Genomic DNA, 20811 nt, shown 5'->3' with positions numbered 1-20811 from the left:
GGAGAGAAGCTGCTGACGCTTAAAGAGGTAGCTGAAAAACTCGATCTGCCCATTACTCGCGTCTTCGATCTGCTCAATGCCTGGAAGTTCATCGCGTGGCGGGACGCCGAAGGCCAGCGCCTCGTCCCGGAAGCGTTTTTCAATGCCAAGGGCGTCATTTCCAAGCACGTGTCCGGCGTCATCACTGTTCTTTCGGACAACGGCTGGGGTGACAACGAGATCCTGGCGCATCTTTTTACCGAGGACGAGTCCCTACCGGGCCGCCCCATCGACGCGCTGCACGGCCACCTCGCGCGGGAGGTTATACGGCGCGCGCAGGCTTCGGCGTTTTAGACGGCGCATCAGCACCAGGCGCAGTTGGTTCAGCGGCGGTGCGTGGAACACCATCGAAAATCCACTGTGTGGCCAACCATGCCACGACCACCATGGCAATCACCCAGAACCAGTTGTAGAGCTGGTGATTACCGTCGCCGGCGAAGGCCACACCAATAAAGAGAGCTGCGCCGGTGGTGAGCTTGATGAGCGGTAGTGGTGGGCGAAAGGTTCCCATGAGCGTGAGTACTGAGGCGTAGTACCACGGCAGCGTCACAGAGTTGAAGACGAACGCCACCTGGTAGGCCGCGGCCGTGGCGGCAATGGCGCGGCGCACGCCCGTGCGCCCCCACCACCACACAAGGACAAGGCCCAGGAGCATCAGGAGCATCGCGGCCGAGCGCAGCACGGTGAGCACGCCGTTATAGGTGGTATCGGGGGAGAAGACCTGGATGAGCGGAACGAGAATATCGGCAAGCAAGGTGGGGCCGGCCAAGGGGTTGATGACCTTAGAATTACCACTGATCTGAGACAGCCAACCCCACGAGCTTCCCGACGCCCATGTGATCGCCGCCACCGCCAACGCGACCTCCGCCACGGCGATAACGCCGGATAGTAGGAAGAACCCGACGCGCTTGAGCGGCTTCGTTCCCTTCGGCGCCCAGTGATGCAGCATGAGCCACACGATGAACGGCGCGGCGAAGACGGCGGTGGCCTTGAGGGACACTGCCACGCCAACGAGTATGAGGCTGAGGTGGAACTTGTGGTGCACAGCAGCGAGAAGGCCCAGCGATACCAGCCCCACCATGACTGATTCGTTGTGCATGCCGCCGATGAGGTGCAAAACCATCACCGGATTCGCCACTCCCAACCAGAGTGCTAGGGCGGGATCGCCGCCGATGCTTCGGGCTAGGCGTGGAATTGACCAGGCGATGGCTGCGAAACCAAGGACGGAAATTGCCTTGTAGACGATGATGCCCGCAGCAACGTTATCGCCCACCAGGTGGGTTACCCCGTTGCCCATCCACAGGTGTAGCGGCCCGTAGGGCGTAGTGGTGTTGCGCCAGTCGTGAGAGACCTCAAGCAGGAAGGGACCGGGGTTAACGGCTGCGCCCTCGACGTAGGGGTCGAAACCATCGCGCACCATCGCGCCTTGCATCAGGTAGGAGTACACGTCCCGGGAAGCCAGCGGTGCGGCGCACAGCAGCGGGGTGACCCAGCAGATCAACATCCGGCGGATGTCTGCCAGTGCGCCGTCTGGTTGCGGGTTCTTGAGCTGTGGGGCAATGAAGTGGCGGCCCGCCAACACCCATGCGGCGACGAGGCCAAACAGGCCAACCCAGTAGAGGACCATGCCAATGTTGCGGCCGTGGCCATAGGCAAGGAAGCTGATGTTGAGCGCCTCAAGAAAACCTCCGCGATTCCGGGTCGCGCCGCCGGAGAAGGAGGCGAGCGCCAGGACGATCGCAGAGACGATGCCCAGTGGCAGGGGATGGGGAATGCGCAGGGGCACGCGCGTGGATGCGGAGCGAGCCATGCTACATCCGGCGGGCCGTGGACTTGTGGGCAAGTTCTTCCAAGACCGCCGTGACCTCGGGGTCAACCTGTGCGTTGTGCAGATGGTCGAGGCCGGAACGCGTGAGATCGCTGATGCGCTGCTCGACGACGTCCGGCGCACCGGAATCAGCAATGATCTGCGCCATGCGGGCAATGTCTGCGGGGTCCTCCGTCTGCCCGATGAGGCGGCGAAGCTCAGCGGCGGCTGCGGGATCGGTGGCGTCCGCGCGCTGTAGGGCCAGCGACAACAGAACCGTGCGCTTGCCTTCGCGCAGGTCGTCTCCGGCGGGCTTGCCGGTGATAGCCGGGTCACCGAAGACGCCGAGCAAATCATCGCGCAGCTGGAAGGCGACGCCGATGTCCTGGCCGTAACCGCGGAAGGCAGCAACGAGTTTTTCGGGTGCGCCCGCTATAACGGCGCCCAGATGGAGGGGGCGCTCGATGGTGTACGCGGCAGTCTTGAACCGGTTCACCGAGTCCGCCAACGTGGCGTCCTCGGAGCCGGCGGCTTCCAGGGAGATGTCCAGAATCTGGCCGCCGATGACTTCGCGGCGCATTGCCCGCCATGGTGCGCGGGCGCGCGCCAGCGCCTCGGGGCTCAAGCCGGAATCTTGAAGCATGTCTTCCGCCCAGACCAGGGCCATGTCACCGATGAGGATGGCCAGCGATTGCCCGAAGAAATCAGCGTCGCCGTTGAGCCCGAGCTCGCGGTGGTGAGCAGCAACGCCGCGATGGACAGTGGGGTTGCCGCGCCGGGTATCGGAAGCATCCACGATGTCGTCGTGGATAAGTGCACAGGCCTGAACGAACTCCAAGGACGAGGCAGCGCGGAGCATTGCCTGCGGGGACTCAGTGCCGTCGAGCCCGTGCGCACCGACAAAACCTGCCCACGCGTAGAGGGGGCGAATGCGCTTGCCGCCGTCCAGGACGAAGGAATCCAAATAGGAGATCGCGTCGGCCACCGGAGAGCCGATGGCCGCGATGGCGTCGCGCTGACTGTCCAAGAAAAGCTTAAGCTCCTCGCGCACGGCTGCGGGGATGTCGTTCAAGGAAGGTATCTGCGGTGTAGTCACGCCTGCTACTTTACCTGGGTAGCTATGCCGGATTGCCGCCAGGTTAAGCGGTGTCGGCTGGTGTCAGCGGCACCGTCGATTGCAGGATGGCGAAGGGGCGCGCATCGGCGGGGTAGTAGAGCTGGCGAAGGAAATCACTAAATCCCATCTTGCGGTAGAGGCCGAAGGCGGAGTTTGCCTCGTTGGGAACTTCCGGAGTGGAAAGCAGGATGTAGCGCGCGGGAAGGTTCCACGCCAAGGCTTCGAGCAGTGCGCGCCCTAAGCCGCGACCCTGTTCTTCAGGCAGCACGTGAATCTCCGCCAGCTCGAAATAGTTGTGGAGAATGTCTTCTTGTTCCGGGGTCGGTCCGCCACTGGCGGTGAGCGCTCGGCGAAGCTGTTTGTCCCACCACGTGTCCGGAGAGCCAAAGAATCCGTAGGCAAAGCCTGCAATGCCGTAGTCGGTGGTGGCCGCGACGCAGGAAAACCCTGGGCGTATGAGATCTGCGCGCCACCGCGAGATAGAGACGTCGCGCACTGACTGGCTATAGCCCATTGCCGCGATGTAGATATCCACCAAGCGCGGGACAGCAATGGCGAACTCTTGGGGGCTTAGGCGGCGCAGCGTGTAACTCACATCTCTAATAACAGCAGATTCTTCAGGCATGTGAAAGCGCACAGAGAAACTATCTTCTGCACATCCAACCGCCATGGAGTCAGAGTACGTGTTCGAAAAGAGAAGAAATATCGCCCATCCCTATTGTTTAAATCGAACACATGAACTAAAATTAGAGGTGGATGTACGAAGGTGGTTTTACGGTGAGTCTCATCAGCGAACAGCAGCAGAAAGTCAACAGCACAGTCTTCATTGACAAGCTCAGGAAGCAGCCCAAGGAGGAGAGGTTATGGCACAGGTAATTTCAGCAACGGCAGCGGCTCGGGGCCGGAACAGGGAGGCGATGCAGCGCGTGCGCCGTGACCGCTTCCTCGGTCAAGCGTTGGATCTGTTGGTGGATGCGCGCCGTAGCGCTGCGGAGGGGCGGTTCGAGGACGCTCTTGAAATGGCGTACCGCGCCTCGCTTCGTGCTGCGGGCGCGCGTGTGGCGGCGTCTGCGGTGTCGCGCCGTCGGCGCTTGCCTACCTCTGCATGGGAGCAGGTAGCTCTTATCGGTCCGGCGGATGCTCAATGGGCCGCAGAATTCACAGACTATTCCCGCGTGCGCTCGCGCGTGGCCTCCGGAATGGAACCGGTGCCCGCTGCGGATACGGTCTACCAGTACTTGGCGCTTGCCACACGTTACGTGGACGCGACCGAATCTGAGCTGGGCTTCGGTGGGCTGGCCGCCTAGTGAGGGCGTGATTGCTCCGGTAGCAGGGGTGCAGGGATGCCCAAAAACTATGGACTGTCTTTGTGGGAACTATCTCGCTATCCTTGACGTTATAGAGGTAGTAAACATAGTTCCCAGTTCCACTACCTAAACCCAAATCATTACGGAGGACGCTGTGGCCCTTTCTGAGCACGAACAGCAAGCGCTGCGTGAAATTGAACAATCGTTGCTGGCCAACGATCCTGATTTTGGCGCGTCTGTGTCCGGTGAAACTTCTTTCGGCGGCAACTCGGGTGCCATCACCCTCCGTGGGGTGGCCTTAATCGTTGTCGGTCTGTGCATGATGGTGGGCGGAATCGCGTTGGCCCAGCAGTCCCTGTGGTTCGTTATCCTCTCCGTACTTGGCTTTTTGGTCATGTTTGGATCCGGTGTGTGGATGCTGCGCGGAAATTCGGAAGATTCTCTGGTTGCCGCCGGCGCACCAGCATCCGCTAAGCGGCGCAACAAGCAGTCCAAGAAGGCTGGCAGTGACGTTGGAAACCGCCTTGAAGATAACTTCCGCCGCCGTTTCGAAGGAAACTAAGCGCTAGAAACCCACCAGCAGCCCTTCGCTCTATTGTGAGTCGGAGGGCTGTGGCACGATGACATTGGCCATGGCGTACAGGGTTTGCGTTATGCCCGGGAGCTGCTCGGGCGAGCGGTCTGCCAATTCTGATGCGCGAACGATGGCGGCGTTGAGCAGCGAGATATCCGCTTTGGAAACACCAGGGCAAAACTCGTTAACGATTGAGGCAAAGCCACCATGTGACTGCTGCACCGCCTCATCCGCAAAAGCCTGGGGGAAGTGCTGCGCGGCGGTCATGAGGGGGCCGTGCGTGCCATGGAGGAAAAGTTCGAGAGTGGCGTCCACGTAAGCATGGATGCGCTCCGTCGGCTCTGGAGGGGCCACCTGCATGGCAGCTTCGAGCTGTTCATTCCACGTTTGTGTGGCCTGGATAAGCAGCTGCACCAACAAATCGTGTTGGGATGAGACGTAGCGATAAACGCTGGGGCGGGCAAGGCCTACTTCCGCAGCGACTTCCGCCAAGGTAGGGACTGCCCCGTGGTTGTTGACGATCAACCTTTCGGCAGCCTCGAGCACCGCGCGGTGCTGGACGGCGCGGTGCTCGGCTACTGTCGTTTCAGTGATCTTCGGCATGCGCTAAGTCTACGTTAAGCTGCGCATTCTTTTTCCATTCTGGTGCCTACTTGGCGGACGGGGTCAAGCGGCCATCGACCATTTCATAGACCTTGTCGCAGTGACCAAGAACGTCGTAGTCGTGGGTGACCATGACACCCGCGACGTTGAAATCGTGGCATTCTTTGGCTAGCAGCGCCACGATCTCTTGGGACCGTGCGCGATCGAGGGCAGCAGTGGGTTCGTCGACGAGCAGCACCTGTGGATCGCCCACAAGTGCGCGCGCGATACCGACGCGCTGGCGCTCACCGCCGGAAAGACTGCCGGGCCGGTGCTTCGCGCGATGCGCCATGCCGACCTTCTCCAGCAGTTGGGCGCTGGAGTAGCGCCCAGTCTTGCCGATGACCTTGCTGGCCAATTCGATCTGCTCCTCCGCCGTCAGCGCAGACGGGAGATTGCCAGAGGACTGGAAGACGAAGCCGATGTGGTTGCGGCGGATCTGCGCCAGTTCGGAGTCGCCCAGCGGCACGATGTCCTCGCCCGCGACGAGGACTTGGCCGGAATCGGGCGTAGTCAAGGCGCCTGCGACCGCGAGCAGTGTGGACTTTCCGGAGCCGGAGGGGCCAACCACGGCTACGAACTCGCCTGCCTCGACGGTGAGATCGACGGAATTCAGTGCCTTAACGTGTGAATCGCCGTCGCTGTAGCTGACGGTGACGTCTTTCAGTTCCAAAGCGTGGCTCATCGGTTTTCTCCTAGGGCTGCGAGGGGGTTGGTTCGGGTAACGCGGACGACGGCAATGAAGGCGCCGAGCAGTCCGGCGACGAAGAGAATGAGACCGCCATTGATGACAGCGCTGAATTCGGTGGCGTAGGGCATAGCCGTTTTCTCTAGGAGGCTGCCCAGGCCAACGGCGATGAGTGCGCCGGCGAGGATTGATACGAGGAGGATGACCACCGCTTGGCCGAGGCTATCGCGCAGCAGGAAGCTCTTGGTGGCGCCCATTGCGCGAAGGGTGGCGATATTGCCGGCGCGCTGGATGGTCCACACGAGGAAGAAGGCGCCGGTAACGAGCGCGGCAATGACATAGAGGAACCAGGTGATCATGGAAAGGGTCATCATTTCGGCGGTGTAGCCGGGGGAGGAATCAAAGCTCTCCTTGAGAGTTCGAACGTCGAGGCCGGAGCGCTCGGTGAGAGCATCGGTATCGGGCTTATCCGCTGTGCGAGCGACGATGACGGATGCTTCCTCGTAGGCTTCGGGGTTGACGGCTTCGCCGTGGCGCCCGCCGGCGTGAACCTCCTGCCAGATATCTAGCGGCAGGTAGGCCACGTCGACGTGGCCGAAGGTTCGCTGGTTGTCGGTGAAGCCGATGACGTCGAGGGGGATGTCCAAGCGGTCGAGGGTGATGGTGTCGCCCACCTCGATCCCCTCGTCCTGCAGGGTGGAGGACAGGATGATGTCGTGCTTCGTGTTGCTTGGTTTGCCGTCTGCCCGGGCGGTGTCGATTGGGGGCAAGCCTGCCGGTGCGATGAAGGAGTCAGGTTCTACTCCGAAGAGCGTGAGGTCCACCGCCGTGCCGTCCTGGTTGTGGGCGTTAGCAATGGTCAGGCCCAAGGGGGTGGCTTGGTCCATGCCTTCTAGTTGAGAGAAAGACTCGGCATCGGAGGCATCGACAACGGAGCGGGTGAATGCAGAGTCTTTCTGCGTGCCATCGGCGAAAGCGATGACGTCGCTCTCCATCGCCTTGAGGCCGGAGACGCCGTCGTTGACCAAGCCTGCGGTGAGACCGGAGATGATAACGACGAGCATGGACATGAGTGCGAGGACGACGCCCATGAGGAGGAATCGGGTACGCGCGAAGAGCATCTCGCGCCAAGCTAGATACATGAAGGAACTTCCTAGTGTGTGGGGTGAAGTGAGTTGGCGTGTCACCCTGCGTGCCGCAAGATGGCCACATGATGTTTCTATCATGGCGACGCAATGTTTCTAAAACTTGTGCGGGCATTTTGCGCGGGGAGGGGAGACTTTTTGTGCGATTTCCCGATTTCCCCCACTTTGCCCCACCTGCGCTACGCGCCGGTCGGGGAATGTGGGCCTAGAGGCCCTTTGGAGCGTGGTGGGAAGATGAAAACGTCAGGAATATGGGGGTGGTGGGGAAAATTACATGCCAAGGGGTCAAAGTTACGTGAGTGAATACGTGGAAATGGGCCTGTTTGAGGGGCGTGTCAAGGGGGGGCTGGGAAAACTTCCCACTGGAAAAATTGCCTTTGACCTGCAATGTTATTCCGACACGCAGATTGTTGTGGTGATAAAGGTGTGGGAGGTGGGGGAAAGTGGGGTAGAGTGGGGCGTAGCGGAGGAGAGTTGCTCTCTTGTCGCGAGAGGAATCCGGAGTTTTCGAGTGACAGGAAGGTGGACCCGGGGATGTTTCTCGGCACCTACACTCCCAAGCTCGATGACAAAGGACGGCTCACGCTTCCGGCAAAGTTTCGCGAAGAACTGGCTGGCGGCCTCATGGTCACCAAAGGTCAGGATCATTCGCTCGCGGTATACCCGCGGGAGGAGTTCGCGGCGCGAGCTAGGAAAGCGGCGGCCGTGTCACGTACCAACCCAGAAGCGCGTGCGTTCATCCGTAACTTGGCAGCGAGTGCGGACGAGCAACGTCCCGATGGGCACGGGCGTATCACACTGTCCGCAGGGCACCGTGAGTACGCAAACCTGACGAAGGAATGCGTAGTTGTGGGCTCGGTTGACTTCCTCGAAATCTGGGACGCAGCCGCGTGGGCTGAATACCAGGCGCAAACTGAAGACGCTTACTCGGCGGCAGACGCCGATGACGTACTTGCCGGGCTGCTGTAGAGCTTCCTGGCACACAGAGAGTGCGTGTATGGACTCTGCCCGAGGAGGATGAGCTGGTGTACTTCCCCGACATCAGAACCCTTCCTCGGACAGGGCCCTATACGCACTCGATTTTTTATCGAACAGATCTGATAGCGGCCTCAGGCGCCTGAATGGAAAGGGGGACAGCAACTGTGGACCACAACGGCACCATTACCTATGACGTGAATGACAACCACGGCCATGTCCCCGTTATGCGTGCGCGTATGGCTCAGCTGCTTGCTCCGGCCGTCGAAGCAGCGGGGGAGCACGCCGTCATCGTGGACGGCACCTTGGGGGCTGGTGGCCACAGCGAATACTTCCTCAACAGCTTTCCTAACGCGCGAATTATCGGTGTGGACCGTGACTCCGCCTCGTTGAGCAGTGCTTCTCGACGTCTCACCCCCTTCGCCGACCGCTTCGTCGGCGTCAACGCTCGCTTCGATGAGGTCGGTCGTGCCATTGCGCAGGGTGACCATGAGATTTTTTCTATCGCGCGAGAACACGGCATTGCAGGGGCATTGTTTGATCTGGGTGTGTCCTCCATGCAGCTTGACCAGGTGGAGCGTGGGTTTGCGTACAAGACCGACGCCCCGCTGGATATGCGCATGGACCCGCGCCAGGGAATGACTGCCGCCGACGTACTCAACACCTATAGCCTCGGTGACCTCGCCCGCATCCTCAAAACCTATGGCGATGAGCGCTTTGCCGGCAAGATTGCTTCGGCAGTAATAAAGGAAAGGCAAAAGGAACCTTTTACTACCTCAGCCCGCTTGGTTGAGCTGTTGTACGCCACGATTCCCGCAGCGACGCGTCGCACCGGTGGCCACCCCGCGAAGCGCACCTTCCAGGCGCTGCGCGTTGAGGTCAACCGCGAGCTTGAGGCGGTCGAACAGGTCATTCCCGTGATTACGGATGCCCTGTCCGTCGGCAGCCGCGCGGTGTTCATGAGCTACCAGTCGCTCGAAGATCGCATCGTCAAGCATGCCTTCACCAAGCTCAGCACCTCGACGACTCCGCCGGGGCTTCCCATGGACCTTCCGGGCACGGCGGCGCACTATTCCATCGTGACGCGTGGCGCGGAGAAGGCGAGCGAGGAGGAGATTGCAGAGAACCCGCGGGCAGCGTCCGTCCGGGTACGCGCACTCGAGCGCCTCGAGGGCAGTCCGACTTTTCATGAACCGGGAGGTAGGCCATGACGCTGAGAGACCGAACCGCACAGGCAACGTACCACCGCGACCACGAGAGGACCCACACCATGGGAGCTAGCCGCGATTTCACCACCGGATCTGATTTCTCCGGTCAGGGAACCGCGCTGCTGGAGCGGGGGCGCCGCACCACCCCGTTGCCCAGTCGCACGCCGCATCGCAGTACTGTGCCCGCCCGCCGGGTCGGAACGGGTCTGCGAGGAAACCGCCTCGGTTCGAAGCAGGTAGTGAGCAATCGTGGGCGCCGCGTCGTACAGCCCACGCGGGTTACTGGCCTTTTCGCTCGCCTTTCTTTCATCGCCATTGGCCTGCTCATCACTGGTGTGGCTGCGGCGATGTGGCTCTCTGGCCTGTCGACGTCCCAGACCTTTAAGATTCAGGAGCTTACTGCCCACGAATCCACGCTCGATAACCAGCTGGAGACTCTGAACCGAGACTTGGAGAACGTGCGTTCGGCGTCGGACGTCGCCCGCCGCGCCCACGAGGCCAAGATGGGCGTCCCGGTTCAGCCTGGCGTAGTGGAAGTCGACGCAGACGGAAACGTGGAACAGAAGCGCGAAGCCACCCCGGATATGGAATCTGTCATCGACGTAAACGGCGAACCGGTCCGCCCGGGCCAGGCCTCGAGTGACCCACACGCGACGGCGAACGTATCCGATAACCTGAACGCCCGTCCGGCGCTGAGCGAGAGGAACCGCGAGCGCGAAGGCGCCGAGTCGGGTGCGTCTCGTTCGGACAGCCACCCAGACAGCGGTGAATCCACCAATGACGGACAGTCGGCCGAAGGGAACGTAGAACTGCCGGACATCCCGGCCCAGGCTCCCTACGCCGCCCGCGGGTAGATTCCATCCCCGCTCCGCGCGTGCCTGCGTGGGCGGGCGGCGATAATAGGGCACAATTCGGGATGAACCACTGATTATTGACCCATCTTCGCTGCAGACAGAAAGGTGACGTGTGACCCCACCACACTCCGGTGGCCCGCGCCCGAGGCGCGCTTCCGCCGCCCGTGCCGCCCAACCGCGCGGTACCTCTCACCAACCACGGCAGCGTTACGACGCCGACCGCGTCGTTCCCGCGACCCGTTCACGGAATCCGCGCACCGGCAAGCCCTTCATGAGCCAGCAGAAGACGATGCGCCGTCGTGTACACGTCATCGCGGCTTTGCTGCTCGTGGTGATGCTGGCGTGGATGGGGCGCCTCGCGTGGGTCCAGATCGTGTGGGGACCTGACTTGGCGGCGAAGGCCGCTGCGCAGAGAACCCGCGTCTATGTCGATACGGCCGGGCGCGGCGAGATCCTCGCGCGCGACGGCCAGCGGTTGGCCTACACGATGCGCGCCCGGTCCTTGACCGTGTCACCTACGCGCCTGCGAGATGAGCTCCGTGAACAGGAAGAGCAAAAGGCCGCCGGCGAGGCTCACTTTGAGTCGTTGGCACCCGATGCCAAAGAGGCTTTCCTCGACGACAAGGTGACAGAGCGGCTCACTGACATGTCGGAGGGCATCCCGAACAAACTGAAGGAAGCCGGCATCGATGCCGGGGACGTGGATTCGGAGCAAATCATGGACAAGCTCCGTGCCGATACTCAATATGAGGTCCTCGTGCGCAACGTCGATCCGGATGTCGCGGTGGCCATCTCCGAGGACTACCACGGTCTCGCCGCTGATGAGCAGCAGATCCGCCAGTACCCCAATGGTGCTATCGCAGAGAACGTCATCGGCAAGGTATCCATGGACGGCCAAGGCCAGTTCGGCTTTGAGGCCTCCGGCGATACCACACTGACGGGTATTGACGGCAGCTCCACCGAAGACGTTTCAGCCAGCGGTCAGGTCATTCCCGGTACCCTTCGCGATCAGGTGCCCACCACCGACGGCAAGAACGTCACGTTGACGCTCGATCTGGATCTGCAGACCTACGTTCAGCAGAAGCTGGAAAAGGCCAAGGCTAATTCGAAGGCAAAGAGCGCCGAGGCAGTCGTTCTGGATGCCGCCACGGGTCAGGTTCTGGCTATGGCGAATACCGGCACCATCGACCCGAACAAGGACATCGAAAAGCAGCTGGAGAAGGATAAGACCTTCGACAACCTCGCCGTATCCCACCCCTTTGAGCCGGGTTCGGTGGCAAAGATCATCACCGCCGCGGCAACCATTGAGGAGGGCCTCACCAACCCCGATGAGGTCCTCCAGGTTCCCGGCTCCATCGACATGGCTGGGGTGACTGTGAACGATGCCTGGCAGCACGGCGTCGAGCCTTATACTACGACGGGCATTTTTGGTAAGTCGTCGAATGTGGGAACGCTGATGTTGGCCGACCGCCTCGGCCAAGACAAATACGCTGACTACCTCAAGAAGTTCGGTCTCGGTCAGACCTCCGGAATTGAGCTGCCTAACGAGTCACCTGGCCTGGTGCCCGATCGTTCGCAGTGGTCCGGCGGTACCTTCGCTAACCTGCCCATCGGCCAGGGCCAGTCATGGACTGCCCTGCAACTGGCTTCTATTTACCAGACCCTCGCCAATGACGGTGAGCGCATCGAGCCGCGCATCATTGATTCGATCACCGCGCCTGACGGGACTAAGGAAGAACTAGAGAAGCCCGAGACCACCCGGGTGGTCAGTCCCGAAACCGCGCGCACTGTCGTGGACATGTTCCGTGCGGTCTTCCAGGAGGATCCGCAGGGCCTGAACAACGGTACAGCCGGCAACGCGCAGATCGAGGGCTATCAGCTCTCCGGCAAGACTGGTACCGCGCAAAAGGTCGACGAGGAGACGGGAGCATACTCGAACTCCAAGTACTGGATCACGTTCGCGGGCATCGCGCCTGCCGACGATCCCCGCTTTGTCGTCGCAGTCATGCTGGACGAGCCCGAATCCGGTGTCAACGACGATGGCTCCGGCGGCCAGTCTGCAGCGCCTGTGTTCAGTGATATCGCATCCTGGCTGCTTGATCGTGACAATATTCCGCCTTCCCCACCAGCACCGCACCTGACCTTGCGTGCCGAATAGATAGTTCCGGCCGCGAATAACCTACAGAGATAGAGAAGAGGACGCACCGTGACCAGCAGCATCAGCCTTGAGCGCTTAGCAGAAATCTCTTCGGGCACCGTGATCGGGGATGCCTCGACCACCGTGGGCTCCTGCGGACTAAACTCTGCAACCCTGCCACCTGGTGGACTCTTCGCTGCGCTTCCGGGAACGCGCGTTCATGGCGCACGGTATGCCGCAGACACCGCAGCAGCCGCGATTCTGACCGACCCGGAAGGCCAACGCATCCTTGCCGAAGCGGGAGAAACACGCCCACTTCTCGTGGTCGAGGATATCCGCGCCATCCTCGGACACGTTTCCGCGGAGATCTATGGGCACCCCACTGAAAAGCTCACCATTCTCGGCGTGACGGGTACGTCCGGTAAAACTACGACGAGTTACCTGCTGGAAGCGGGGCTTTTGCACGCGGGCTTGTCGGTGGGCCTGATCGGCACCACGGGCACTCGCATTAACCGGGAGCCGGTGCCTACCTCGCTGACGACTCCAGAGGCCCCCACATTGCAAGAGCTCTTCGCCCGCATGGTGGACGAAGGGGTAACGCACGTGGTCATGGAGGTGTCCTCTCACGCGCTTTCCCTGGGCCGCGTCCAGGGAACGCGCTTTGCCGTTGGCGGATTCACTAACTTGAGCCAGGACCACCTCGACTTCCACCCTACGATGGAGGATTACTTCGAGGCGAAGGCCATGCTTTTCGACGGTCCCCAGGCCGCCTACCGCTCCGTTGTTTGTGTCGACGACGAGTGGGGGCGACGCATGGCGCAGCGCGCCGCGGCGCGTCCGGTCATGACAGTGTCCACGAGCGCGGAGGCCACCGAGGCGGACATCACCGCCCGCCAACTCAGCACTGAGGCCACCGGCGCACAGCAGGTGGAGCTGACGGTGTCCACCGGAGAGCACGCTGGTTCCTATGAATTCCGGCTGCCCATGCCGGGCACTTTCAACATCGCCAATGCGGCCTTGGCCACCGGCATGGCCGCAGCCAGTGGCATCGAGCCGCGCGTCTTCTTGGAAGGCGTAGAAAAGGTGGCGGTTCCGGGCCGCATGGAGCGCATCGACCGCGGCCAGCAGTTTGTCGCCGTGGTCGATTATGCGCACAAGCCAGCTGCGGTCGCCGCGGTCCTCGATACCCTGCGTGCGCAGCTGGAAGGCAGCAGCGGCCGGATCGGCATTGTCGTCGGCGCGGGAGGTGACCGCGATTCTTCCAAGCGCCCGCTCATGGGGGCGGCTGCTGCGAAGGGCGCCGATATGGTCGTGATCACCGATGACAACCCCCGCACCGAGGACCCAGCAGCTATCCGCGCGGCAGTGCTCGCGGGAGCGCGCGAAGCGAACCCGGAGGCCGATATCCGGGAGGTCGGCTCCCGTGCCAAAGCCATCGACGAGGTCGTGGCGTGGGCACAGCCGGGCGATGCCGTCATCGTCGTCGGCAAGGGCCACGAAGTAGGACAGCTGATTGGTGATACCGTCCACCACTTCGACGACCGCGAAGAGATGGCGCGTGCACTTGATGCCGCGATGACAGCGACTACCCTGAGTACCGAAGAATCCAAGGAGCAAGCATGATTGCGTTAAGCCTCGCTGAGATAGCTCAGATCACGGGCGGCCGCCTGGATAGCGTCGACGAGCCAGAGACCCCAGTGACCGGCTTTGTTGAGTTCGATTCTCGCAAGGTCACTCCGGGTGGACTCTTCGTGGCACTGCCCGGAGCCCGCGTCGATGGCCACGATTACGCCCACACCGCGGTGGAGAAGGGAGCCGTCGCCGTCTTGGCTGCCCGGCCGGTGGGTGTACCCGCCATCGTCGTGGAGCCGCGCGGACGCGTAGAAGGTGACGGAGCCAACGCCGATATCTATGCCAACGATGTCGATGGCTCCGCCGCCGCCGTCGTCGAGGCGTTGTCCGCGCTGGCCCGCGCAGTAACGCAGCGGCTGGCGACAGAGCAGGATTTGACCATCGTGGGAGTGACGGGATCGGCGGGCAAGACCTCGACCAAGGACCTCATCGCCACCATCTTCCGCGAGGTGGGGGAGACCGTCGCCCCGCCCGGCTCCTTCAACAATGAAATTGGGCTTCCGTATACGGCTCTGCGCTGTGATGAGCACACGCGCTACCTCGTGGCGGAGATGTCGGCCCGCGGTATCGGGCACATCCGCCACCTCACCGAAATCACCGCTCCGCGCGTCGGCGTGGTCCTTAACGTCGGCTCCGCGCACCTCGGCGAGTTTGGCTCGCGCGAGAATATCGCGCAGGCCAAGGGAGAGCTGGTGGAGGCTCTGCCGAGCGCGGAAGCGGGCGGTGTGGCCGTCCTCAACGCCGACGATCCTTTCGTCGCCGCAATGGCGACGCGCACGGGGGCCAAAGTGGTGTACTACTCCACGGATAACCGCCGCGGCGGCGCGCCGGCGGCACAGTACTATGCCACCAACATCGAGCTCGATGACGTGGCCCGCCCCTCCTTTGTCCTCCACAGCCCCAACGCTGAGCCAGTTGCAGTGAAGCTGCAGGTATTTGGTTCCCACCAGGTGTCTAATGCACTGGCCGCGGCAGCCGCAGCCATCGAGCTGGGGGTATCGGCAGCCACGGTAGCGGCTGCGCTGTCTGGGCACCGCCTAGCCTCCGAGCACCGCATGGACGTGCGCACGCGCCGCGATGGCGTCACCATCATTGATGATTCCTACAACGCCAACCCGGATTCGATGCGCGCGGCGATTGCCGCCTTGGCCTATACCGCAGCAGCACGCCCCGATGCCCGCTCCATCGCGGTGCTTGGTGAGATGGGAGAGCTCGGCAGCGATGCCGAACAATCGCACCGCCAGCTCGGGGAGATATTGGCCAAATACCACGTGGAGCACCTCGTCGCGGTGGGGGAGAACCCCAACTGTCGGGCAATGACTGAGGCGGCTGCGCAGCAAGGTATAAATACAATGGTGTGCGCCGATGCCGCGGCTGCCGCTCGGGCGGTCGACGGCATTCTGCGCGCGGCCCCGGTAGGGGTCGACGATTGGGCTAGCCGTAGCGTTAAGGACGTGGTCTTGATTAAGGCCTCCAATGCACAGCGCCTCTGGTTGGTCGCGGAACAGCTGAACCACAGCTAGCCGCTAGAAAGGACTTCAAGCTCGTGACTCAGATCATCATCGCTGGTGCGGTTAGCTTCCTCGTGGCGATCTTTACCACCCCGGTTCTCATCCGGTACTTTTCCGACTCCGGTCGCGGCCAAGAGATCCGCGAGGACGGACCCAAGTCCCACCTGCGGAAGCGGGGTACGCCGACGATGGGTGGCCTGGCTATTCTGGCCGGCATCCTGGTGGCTTATCTCGTGGTCGGCTTCTACGGCATGCTGACGGGCCACGAGGGTTTTACCGCCTCGGGCCTGCTCGTCCTCGGACTGACGCTGGGCTTGGGCGCGGTGGGCTTTGCGGATGACTTCATCAAACTCTTCCGGAAGCGCAACCTGGGTCTCAACAAGACCGCGAAGCTGCTCAGCCAGCTGGTACTGGCCCTCCTCTTTGGCTTTCTTGTGCTGCGTTTCCCCAATGATGCGGGCCTGACTCCTGGCTCCACCAAGCTGTCGTTCATCCGCGATTTGAAAACCTTCGACTTTGCGGTTGGCGGCGCTGTCATCGGAACCATCGTGTTCTTGATCTTCATGTACTTCCTCATCGCGGCGTGGTCGAACGCGGTCAACCTCACCGACGGCCTCGACGGCCTTGCCGCAGGAGTGACGGCGATTGTCATGGGCTCCTACTCGCTGATGACTTTCTGGCAGTTCCGCTATTCTTGCGCCACCAACTTTGCGGCCGGTTGCTATCAGGTGCGCGATCCCCTCGATCTCGCCGTGCTCGCGGCGGCGGGCCTCGGTGCCTGCCTCGGCTTTTTGTGGTGGAATGCCGCGCCCGCCAAGATCTTCATGGGAGACACCGGCTCCCTGGCGCTCGGCGGATTGGTTGCCGGCATTTCGGTCACCAGCCGTACCGAGCTTCTCATGGTGATTATCGGCGCCCTGTTCGTTATCGAGACGGTTTCCGTTGTCATTCAGATCGTGGTCTTCCATTCCACCGGCAAGCGCTTCTTCCGCATGGCCCCGATCCATCACCACTTTGAAAACGGCGGTTGGGCGGAGACTGCTGTGGTTGTCCGTTTCTGGTTGCTGGCCGCGATGGCGGCGATGGCCGGCGTGGCCATCTTCTACGGTGAATGGCTGACCTCCACAGGTATAGGTGTCGGCGCATGACGCGCCCCGACTTCCTCTCTGGCCGGGTCCTCATCGCCGGTGCCGGCGTTTCCGGCCGCGGCTGTGCTGCGGTCCTGGACCACCTAGGCGTGGACGTCACGGTGGCTGATGGAAACCAGGAATCCCGCGCTCGCCTCGCCGCCGAGCTCGACGTTGCCACCGTGGATACAGCAGCAGTAGATCTGTCGGATTACTCCCTCGTCGTGACCTCGCCGGGGTGGCGCCCGGATTCGCCGTTGCTCGCCGCCGCAGCGTCCCGCGGCCTTGAGGTCATCGGTGACGTGGAGCTGGCCTACCGCCTTGACCAGGCAGAGGCCTTTGGGGCCTCCCGCCGCTGGCTCGCGATCACAGGTACCAACGGCAAGACCACAACTACGGGGATGCTCGCTGCCATCATGGCCGCTGACGAGCAGCGATCCGGCCAGCGCGCCCAAGCTGTGGGCAATATCGGCGTCTCGCCTTTTGATGCCTTGGCCGCCGAGCCCCGCGTGGATATCCTCGTCGCGGAACTGTCGTCGTTCCAGCTGCACTGGTCCTCCCAGCTGCGCCCGGACGTAGGAGCACTGCTCAACCTCGCCGATGATCACCTCGATTGGCACGGCTCCTTCGAGGCCTACGCGGCGGATAAGGCGAAGATCTTGCGCGGCACGCACGCCGTTTATGGAAAGGACGACGAACACGTTCGCGCGCTTGCCGCCTCTCTATCCGGTGCTACCGCCTTTACCCACGGCGAGCCCGCCCCGGGCGAGGTCGGCGTGAGCGCCGGCAGCCTCGTGGTCAATGAGGTCGCCGGACTGCACGCGGCAGTGGTGGAGGATGTGACCACCATCCAGCCCGCAGGTCTTGCTGGGGTGCTGGATGCCGCTGCCGCCGCGGCGGTTGCGGCGCTTGCCGGCGCCCAGCCTGCGTCCATCGCCGAGGGCCTCGACGCCTACGTGGTGGCCGGGCACCGCGGTGAGGTTGTCCACCGCTTTGGTGGCGTGACTTACATCGACAATTCCAAGGCGACGAATCCGCACGCCGCGGAGGTTGCCATGCGTGGTCTTGACTCCGTGGTGTGGGTCGCCGGCGGTCAGCTCAAAGGCGCTGATGTCTCGGACCTCCTGCGTACCCACGCGGTGCGGCTGAAGGCGGCGGTTCTGGTGGGCGTCGACAAGCATGTGCTAGCCCAGGCCCTTGTCAAGGCGGCACCGTACGTGCCTATCGTCATCGTCGACAGTCACGATCCGCAAACCGCTATGGACCAGGCCGTGAGCGCCGCCGTGCAACACGCCGAAGCCGGCGATACCGTACTTTTGGCGCCGGCTGCGGCATCGTTGGACATGTACACCGGAATGAGCCAGCGCGGTGATATGTTTGCCGCCGCTGCCCGCCGCCTCGCCCGCTAGCTAGGAGCACCCAGAAGCCGTGACTGCCACCAGCACCCAGAAGCCACACCGCACGCTGGGCCACCGCCTGCGTGATCTTCGCGAGCGCCTGCGCGCCTACCCGGGGCTTGACTACCTGATGCTGCGCATCGCGATCTTCTCGCTCATCGGCATCGGCGTACTCATGGCCTTCTCTTCGTCGATGGCGACGTCCCTGTCGGAGACCGATAGCCCGTGGTCGGCCGCTTTGCGCCAGTGCGTGTTGGTCGCCGCCGGCCTCATCGTGTTCTGGATCGGCCTGCGCATCTCGCCGCGCACGTTGCGGGCGCTCGTGCCGTGGTTCTTGGGGCTATCCATCCTGCTGCTTATCCTCGTGCTTGTGCCCGGTATCGGTACCGGCCGCGCGGAGGTCGGTTCACAGTCGTGGATCATGTTGCCGGGTGGCGTGGCCTTCCAGCCCTCTGAGTTCGCTCGTGTCGCCGTGGGTATGTATGGCGCCTCGGCGCTGGCGGATAAAACACACCGTTCGATGCGCTTGACTGATCCGTTCATGATGTATTCCATCATCGCCGGCATCATGTTCGTGCTCATCGTGGCCCAAGGTGACTTGGGCATGGGCGTATCCTTCGCCCTTATCGTGGTCTTCACCCTGGTATTCGCCGGCGTGAACTGGCGTGTGCCCGTCGTCGTCGGCGTCTTTGGCGCCATCGGTATGATCACCGTTTTCCTGGCGGGTGGATTCCGCTCGCACCGTTTCCACACCTACTTCGATGCGCTGCGCGGCAATATTGAGGACACACAAGGTACCGGTTTCCAGGCTTACCAAGGCTTCCTTTCGCTTGCCGACGGCGGCTTCTGGGGCGTTGGCCTCGGCCAATCACGCGCCAAGTGGTTCTACCTCCCAGAGGCGAAGAACGACTTCGTCTTCGCCATCATCGGTGAGGAGCTAGGCCTCTGGGGCGGTGCGCTCGTCATCGTGCTTTTCGCCGTGCTGGGCTACTTTGGGTTGCGTACCGCAACCCGCGCGCAGGACCAGTTCCAGTCCTTGCTGGCCGCCACGCTGTCGGTGGGTGTTGTCGTGCAGGCCTTCATCAACATCGGCTACGTCATCGGTGTGCTGCCGGTGACGGGTATTCAGCTCCCGATGATTTCTGCGGGTGGTACGGCTGCGGTTATCACCATTGGCTCGATGGGCCTGTTGTGCAATGTGGCGCGCCACGAGCCGCTGCAGGTGTCCGCGATGCAGAACTTTGGACGCCCGCTCTTCGACCGTATCTTCTTCATCCCAGAGCCGACCCCGCCCAACGAGCGGCGCGGCGGGGCGCACCGTGCCCCGCGCGAGCGCGCAGATGCTCGGCGTTCCCAGCGCCCACACCGCGAGCGCTCCCAACGCCACGTGGAGCGCAGCCGCGAGGAACGTTTTGGGCGCGCGGTGACGGGGCGCTCTCAGCGGTCGCAGGCGCCGCGCGCGGAGGGGCGGCGGGAGTATCGGCGCGGCGAGCGCCGGTAGCGCAGTGCGGCGCTGGTAGCGTGTAGTGCATGAATGACACGCCGATTTCCGTCGTCATCGCAGGTGGCGGCACCGCCGGACACATTGAGCCCGCGCTTGCGGTGGGGGAGGAGCTACGCCAACGCCACGGGGCGCGGGTCACCGCCTTGGGTACGCCGCGGGGTCTGGAAAGCGACATCGTGCCGGCGCGCGGTGTCGATCTCCGCATGATCACTCCGGTCCCTGTTCCGCGAAAGATCAACATTGACGCGGTGAAGCTGCCTTGGCGGATTTTCAAGTCCGTTCGGGAAACTCGCGCGGTGCTTAAGGACGTCGGGGCCAACGCTGTGTTTGGCACCGGTGGTTACGTTGCGGCGCCGGCTTACCTGGCGGCGAAGTCCTTGGGCATTCCGTTCTTCGTTCTCGAGACGAATGCTTTGGCCGGTATGGCTAATAAGCTGGGCGTGCGTCTTGGCGGCACGGGAATCAATGCCCAAGAGGGATCTGGCATGCCGGGCGAGGTCCTGGGCATTCCGGTACGCCCGGGCTTGGGCGAGGACCCAGATGGTACGAAGGCCGCTGCTGCGCGCCAGAACTGGAACCTGGATGAAGGCCGCCCGACCATCGTGGTTACCGGCGGTTCGCAGGGAGCGGTGAGCATTAACACCGCCGTCGCCGGAGCGCTCGAGGACCTGTGCCGAGACTTCCAGGTGCTGCATGCCTACGGCAAAAAGAACACGGTGCCGACTGAGCACGAGCACTACACGGCCGTGCCCTATATCGATGACATGGCCGGCGCGCTTGCCGTTGCTGATGTGATGGTCTGCCGCTCCGGCGCGATGACCGTGGCTGAGGTGTCTGCGGCCGGCCTGCCCGCTATCTATGTGCCACTGCCGCACGGCAACGGCGAGCAAGCGTTGAACTCCCGGGCTCTGGTGGAAGCGGGAGCCGCGGTCCAGATACCGGACGCGGAGCTTACTCCGGGGCGCCTTGTCGCCGAAGTTCGCGCTATCCTTGACCATCCCGACGCCCTTTCGGCCATGCGTGCCGCTGCTGACGCCAGCACCGCCGGCGATGCCGCCGCGGTGATCGCTGACCGAATCGCGCACCGCGTCGCCGCCGATACCCGCGGCTAGGCGCACAGTACAGGTTTATTAAAGAAGGAAATTTT

At 62.6% G+C, this 20811-nt stretch carries 19 protein-coding genes; 13 read left to right on the top strand and 6 right to left on the bottom strand.

Annotation, left to right across the window (positions count from 1 at the left end; translation table 11 throughout):
* Positions 1 to 9: 9 nt before the first annotated feature.
* Positions 10 to 333, top strand: a complete 324-nt coding sequence (locus tag HMPREF3056_RS04665) for an Rv2175c family DNA-binding protein (RefSeq protein ID WP_210401778.1) — start codon at positions 10 to 12, stop codon at positions 331 to 333.
* On the opposite strand, the gene HMPREF3056_RS04660 is transcribed toward HMPREF3056_RS04665, so the two are convergent.
* From HMPREF3056_RS04660 to HMPREF3056_RS04650, 3 genes are read right to left on the bottom strand one after another with little or no spacing between them, the layout of a single operon-like run.
* Positions 302 to 1849 (bottom strand): alpha-(1->6)-mannopyranosyltransferase A, encoded by a 1548-nt coding sequence (locus HMPREF3056_RS04660; protein ID WP_070512443.1) that lies wholly within the window; start codon positions 1847 to 1849, stop codon positions 302 to 304. The genes HMPREF3056_RS04665 and HMPREF3056_RS04660 overlap by 32 nt on opposite strands.
* Position 1850: 1 nt before the next feature.
* A complete protein-coding gene (locus HMPREF3056_RS04655; RefSeq protein WP_046647956.1) occupies positions 1851 to 2942 on the bottom strand; it encodes a polyprenyl synthetase family protein in 1092 nt (363 codons plus the stop codon).
* A 43-nt stretch (positions 2943 to 2985) separates the two neighbouring features.
* A complete protein-coding gene (locus tag HMPREF3056_RS04650) occupies positions 2986 to 3558 on the bottom strand; it encodes a GNAT family N-acetyltransferase (protein WP_070512448.1) in 573 nt (190 codons plus the stop codon).
* Positions 3559 to 3826: 268 nt separating this feature from the next.
* Between HMPREF3056_RS04650 and HMPREF3056_RS04645 the strand changes: the two genes are divergently transcribed.
* Positions 3827 to 4270 carry an SAV_6107 family HEPN domain-containing protein gene (locus tag HMPREF3056_RS04645; RefSeq protein ID WP_070754214.1) on the top strand — a complete coding sequence of 148 codons (444 nt, stop codon included), beginning with the start codon at positions 3827 to 3829 and terminating at the stop codon, positions 4268 to 4270.
* 154 nt (positions 4271 to 4424) lie between these two features.
* Positions 4425 to 4832 carry a DUF3040 domain-containing protein gene (locus HMPREF3056_RS04640; protein WP_046647959.1) on the top strand — a complete coding sequence of 136 codons (408 nt, stop codon included), beginning with the start codon at positions 4425 to 4427 and terminating at the stop codon, positions 4830 to 4832.
* 30 nt (positions 4833 to 4862) lie between these two features.
* Here the strand turns inward: HMPREF3056_RS04640 and HMPREF3056_RS04635 are convergent, their stop codons facing one another.
* The 3 genes from HMPREF3056_RS04635 to HMPREF3056_RS04625 are packed head-to-tail and all read right to left on the bottom strand — an operon-like array spanning position 4863 to position 7316.
* Entirely contained in the window at positions 4863 to 5447 is a 585-nt protein-coding gene (locus tag HMPREF3056_RS04635) for a TetR/AcrR family transcriptional regulator (RefSeq protein ID WP_070754212.1), read from the bottom strand.
* A 46-nt stretch (positions 5448 to 5493) separates the two neighbouring features.
* Positions 5494 to 6171, bottom strand: a complete 678-nt coding sequence (locus HMPREF3056_RS04630; RefSeq protein WP_049155242.1) for an ABC transporter ATP-binding protein — start codon at positions 6169 to 6171, stop codon at positions 5494 to 5496.
* Entirely contained in the window at positions 6168 to 7316 is a 1149-nt protein-coding gene (locus HMPREF3056_RS04625; protein ID WP_070754210.1) for an ABC transporter permease, read from the bottom strand. The genes HMPREF3056_RS04630 and HMPREF3056_RS04625 overlap by 4 nt, the downstream gene beginning before the upstream one ends.
* Positions 7317 to 7853: 537 nt before the next feature.
* Here HMPREF3056_RS04625 and mraZ point away from each other — a divergent pair.
* From mraZ to murG, 10 genes are all read left to right on the top strand, one after another.
* Positions 7854 to 8288, top strand: coding sequence for a division/cell wall cluster transcriptional repressor MraZ (gene mraZ / locus HMPREF3056_RS04620; RefSeq protein WP_046647963.1), 435 nt, complete (start codon positions 7854 to 7856; stop codon positions 8286 to 8288).
* Positions 8289 to 8461: 173 nt separating this feature from the next.
* The gene (gene rsmH / locus HMPREF3056_RS04615; protein WP_070754209.1) at positions 8462 to 9505 is read left to right on the top strand and encodes a 16S rRNA (cytosine(1402)-N(4))-methyltransferase RsmH; all 1044 of its coding nucleotides are present in this window, start codon (positions 8462 to 8464) and stop codon (positions 9503 to 9505) included.
* Entirely contained in the window at positions 9502 to 10356 is an 855-nt protein-coding gene (locus HMPREF3056_RS04610; protein WP_070754207.1) for a cell division protein FtsL, read from the top strand. Before rsmH ends, HMPREF3056_RS04610 begins: the two co-directional genes overlap by 4 nt.
* A gap of 289 nt (positions 10357 to 10645) precedes the next feature.
* A complete protein-coding gene (locus tag HMPREF3056_RS04605; protein WP_070682168.1) occupies positions 10646 to 12514 on the top strand; it encodes a peptidoglycan D,D-transpeptidase FtsI family protein in 1869 nt (622 codons plus the stop codon).
* Between the two features lie 48 nt (positions 12515 to 12562).
* The gene (locus HMPREF3056_RS04600; RefSeq protein ID WP_070754205.1) at positions 12563 to 14116 is read left to right on the top strand and encodes a UDP-N-acetylmuramoyl-L-alanyl-D-glutamate--2,6-diaminopimelate ligase; all 1554 of its coding nucleotides are present in this window, start codon (positions 12563 to 12565) and stop codon (positions 14114 to 14116) included.
* A complete protein-coding gene (murF, locus tag HMPREF3056_RS04595; RefSeq protein ID WP_070754203.1) occupies positions 14113 to 15648 on the top strand; it encodes a UDP-N-acetylmuramoyl-tripeptide--D-alanyl-D-alanine ligase in 1536 nt (511 codons plus the stop codon). The genes HMPREF3056_RS04600 and murF overlap by 4 nt, the downstream gene beginning before the upstream one ends.
* Positions 15649 to 15671: 23 nt before the next feature.
* Complete coding sequence (gene mraY / locus HMPREF3056_RS04590; protein ID WP_070754201.1) at positions 15672 to 16784, top strand: phospho-N-acetylmuramoyl-pentapeptide-transferase; 1113 nt, start codon at positions 15672 to 15674, stop codon at positions 16782 to 16784.
* The gene (gene murD, locus HMPREF3056_RS04585) at positions 16781 to 18172 is read left to right on the top strand and encodes a UDP-N-acetylmuramoyl-L-alanine--D-glutamate ligase (protein ID WP_070754199.1); all 1392 of its coding nucleotides are present in this window, start codon (positions 16781 to 16783) and stop codon (positions 18170 to 18172) included. The genes mraY and murD overlap by 4 nt, the downstream gene beginning before the upstream one ends.
* 19 nt (positions 18173 to 18191) lie before the next feature.
* A complete protein-coding gene (locus HMPREF3056_RS04580) occupies positions 18192 to 19661 on the top strand; it encodes an FtsW/RodA/SpoVE family cell cycle protein (RefSeq protein ID WP_070754197.1) in 1470 nt (489 codons plus the stop codon).
* Positions 19662 to 19690: 29 nt separating this feature from the next.
* Positions 19691 to 20776: an undecaprenyldiphospho-muramoylpentapeptide beta-N-acetylglucosaminyltransferase gene (murG, locus tag HMPREF3056_RS04575; protein WP_070515750.1), complete on the top strand. Its 1086-nt coding sequence runs from the start codon at positions 19691 to 19693 to the stop codon at positions 20774 to 20776.
* Positions 20777 to 20811: the final 35 nt, after the last annotated feature.

Origin of the sequence: Corynebacterium sp. HMSC056F09 (genome assembly GCF_001815785.1) — a bacterium.
Classification (GTDB): Bacteria; Actinomycetota; Actinomycetes; order Mycobacteriales; family Mycobacteriaceae; genus Corynebacterium; species Corynebacterium hiratae.
Note: the sequence above shows the minus strand (reverse complement) of the source record. Positions and strands in the feature narration are given on the sequence as shown.

Coding starts and splice junctions, on each gene's coding strand:
- HMPREF3056_RS04660 (WP_070512443.1), bottom strand. CDS start 1,849: ATGGCTCGCTCCGCATCCACGCGCGTGCCCCTGCGCATTCCCCATCCC.
- HMPREF3056_RS04645 (WP_070754214.1), top strand. CDS start 3,827: ATGGCACAGGTAATTTCAGCAACGGCAGCGGCTCGGGGCCGGAACAGG.
- HMPREF3056_RS04635 (WP_070754212.1), bottom strand. CDS start 5,447: ATGCCGAAGATCACTGAAACGACAGTAGCCGAGCACCGCGCCGTCCAG.
- HMPREF3056_RS04630 (WP_049155242.1), bottom strand. CDS start 6,171: ATGAGCCACGCTTTGGAACTGAAAGACGTCACCGTCAGCTACAGCGAC.
- HMPREF3056_RS04625 (WP_070754210.1), bottom strand. CDS start 7,316: ATGTATCTAGCTTGGCGCGAGATGCTCTTCGCGCGTACCCGATTCCTC.
- mraZ (WP_046647963.1), top strand. CDS start 7,854: ATGTTTCTCGGCACCTACACTCCCAAGCTCGATGACAAAGGACGGCTC.
- HMPREF3056_RS04610 (WP_070754207.1), top strand. CDS start 9,502: ATGACGCTGAGAGACCGAACCGCACAGGCAACGTACCACCGCGACCAC.
- HMPREF3056_RS04605 (WP_070682168.1), top strand. CDS start 10,646: ATGCGCCGTCGTGTACACGTCATCGCGGCTTTGCTGCTCGTGGTGATG.
- murF (WP_070754203.1), top strand. CDS start 14,113: ATGATTGCGTTAAGCCTCGCTGAGATAGCTCAGATCACGGGCGGCCGC.
- murD (WP_070754199.1), top strand. CDS start 16,781: ATGACGCGCCCCGACTTCCTCTCTGGCCGGGTCCTCATCGCCGGTGCC.
- murG (WP_070515750.1), top strand. CDS start 19,691: ATGAATGACACGCCGATTTCCGTCGTCATCGCAGGTGGCGGCACCGCC.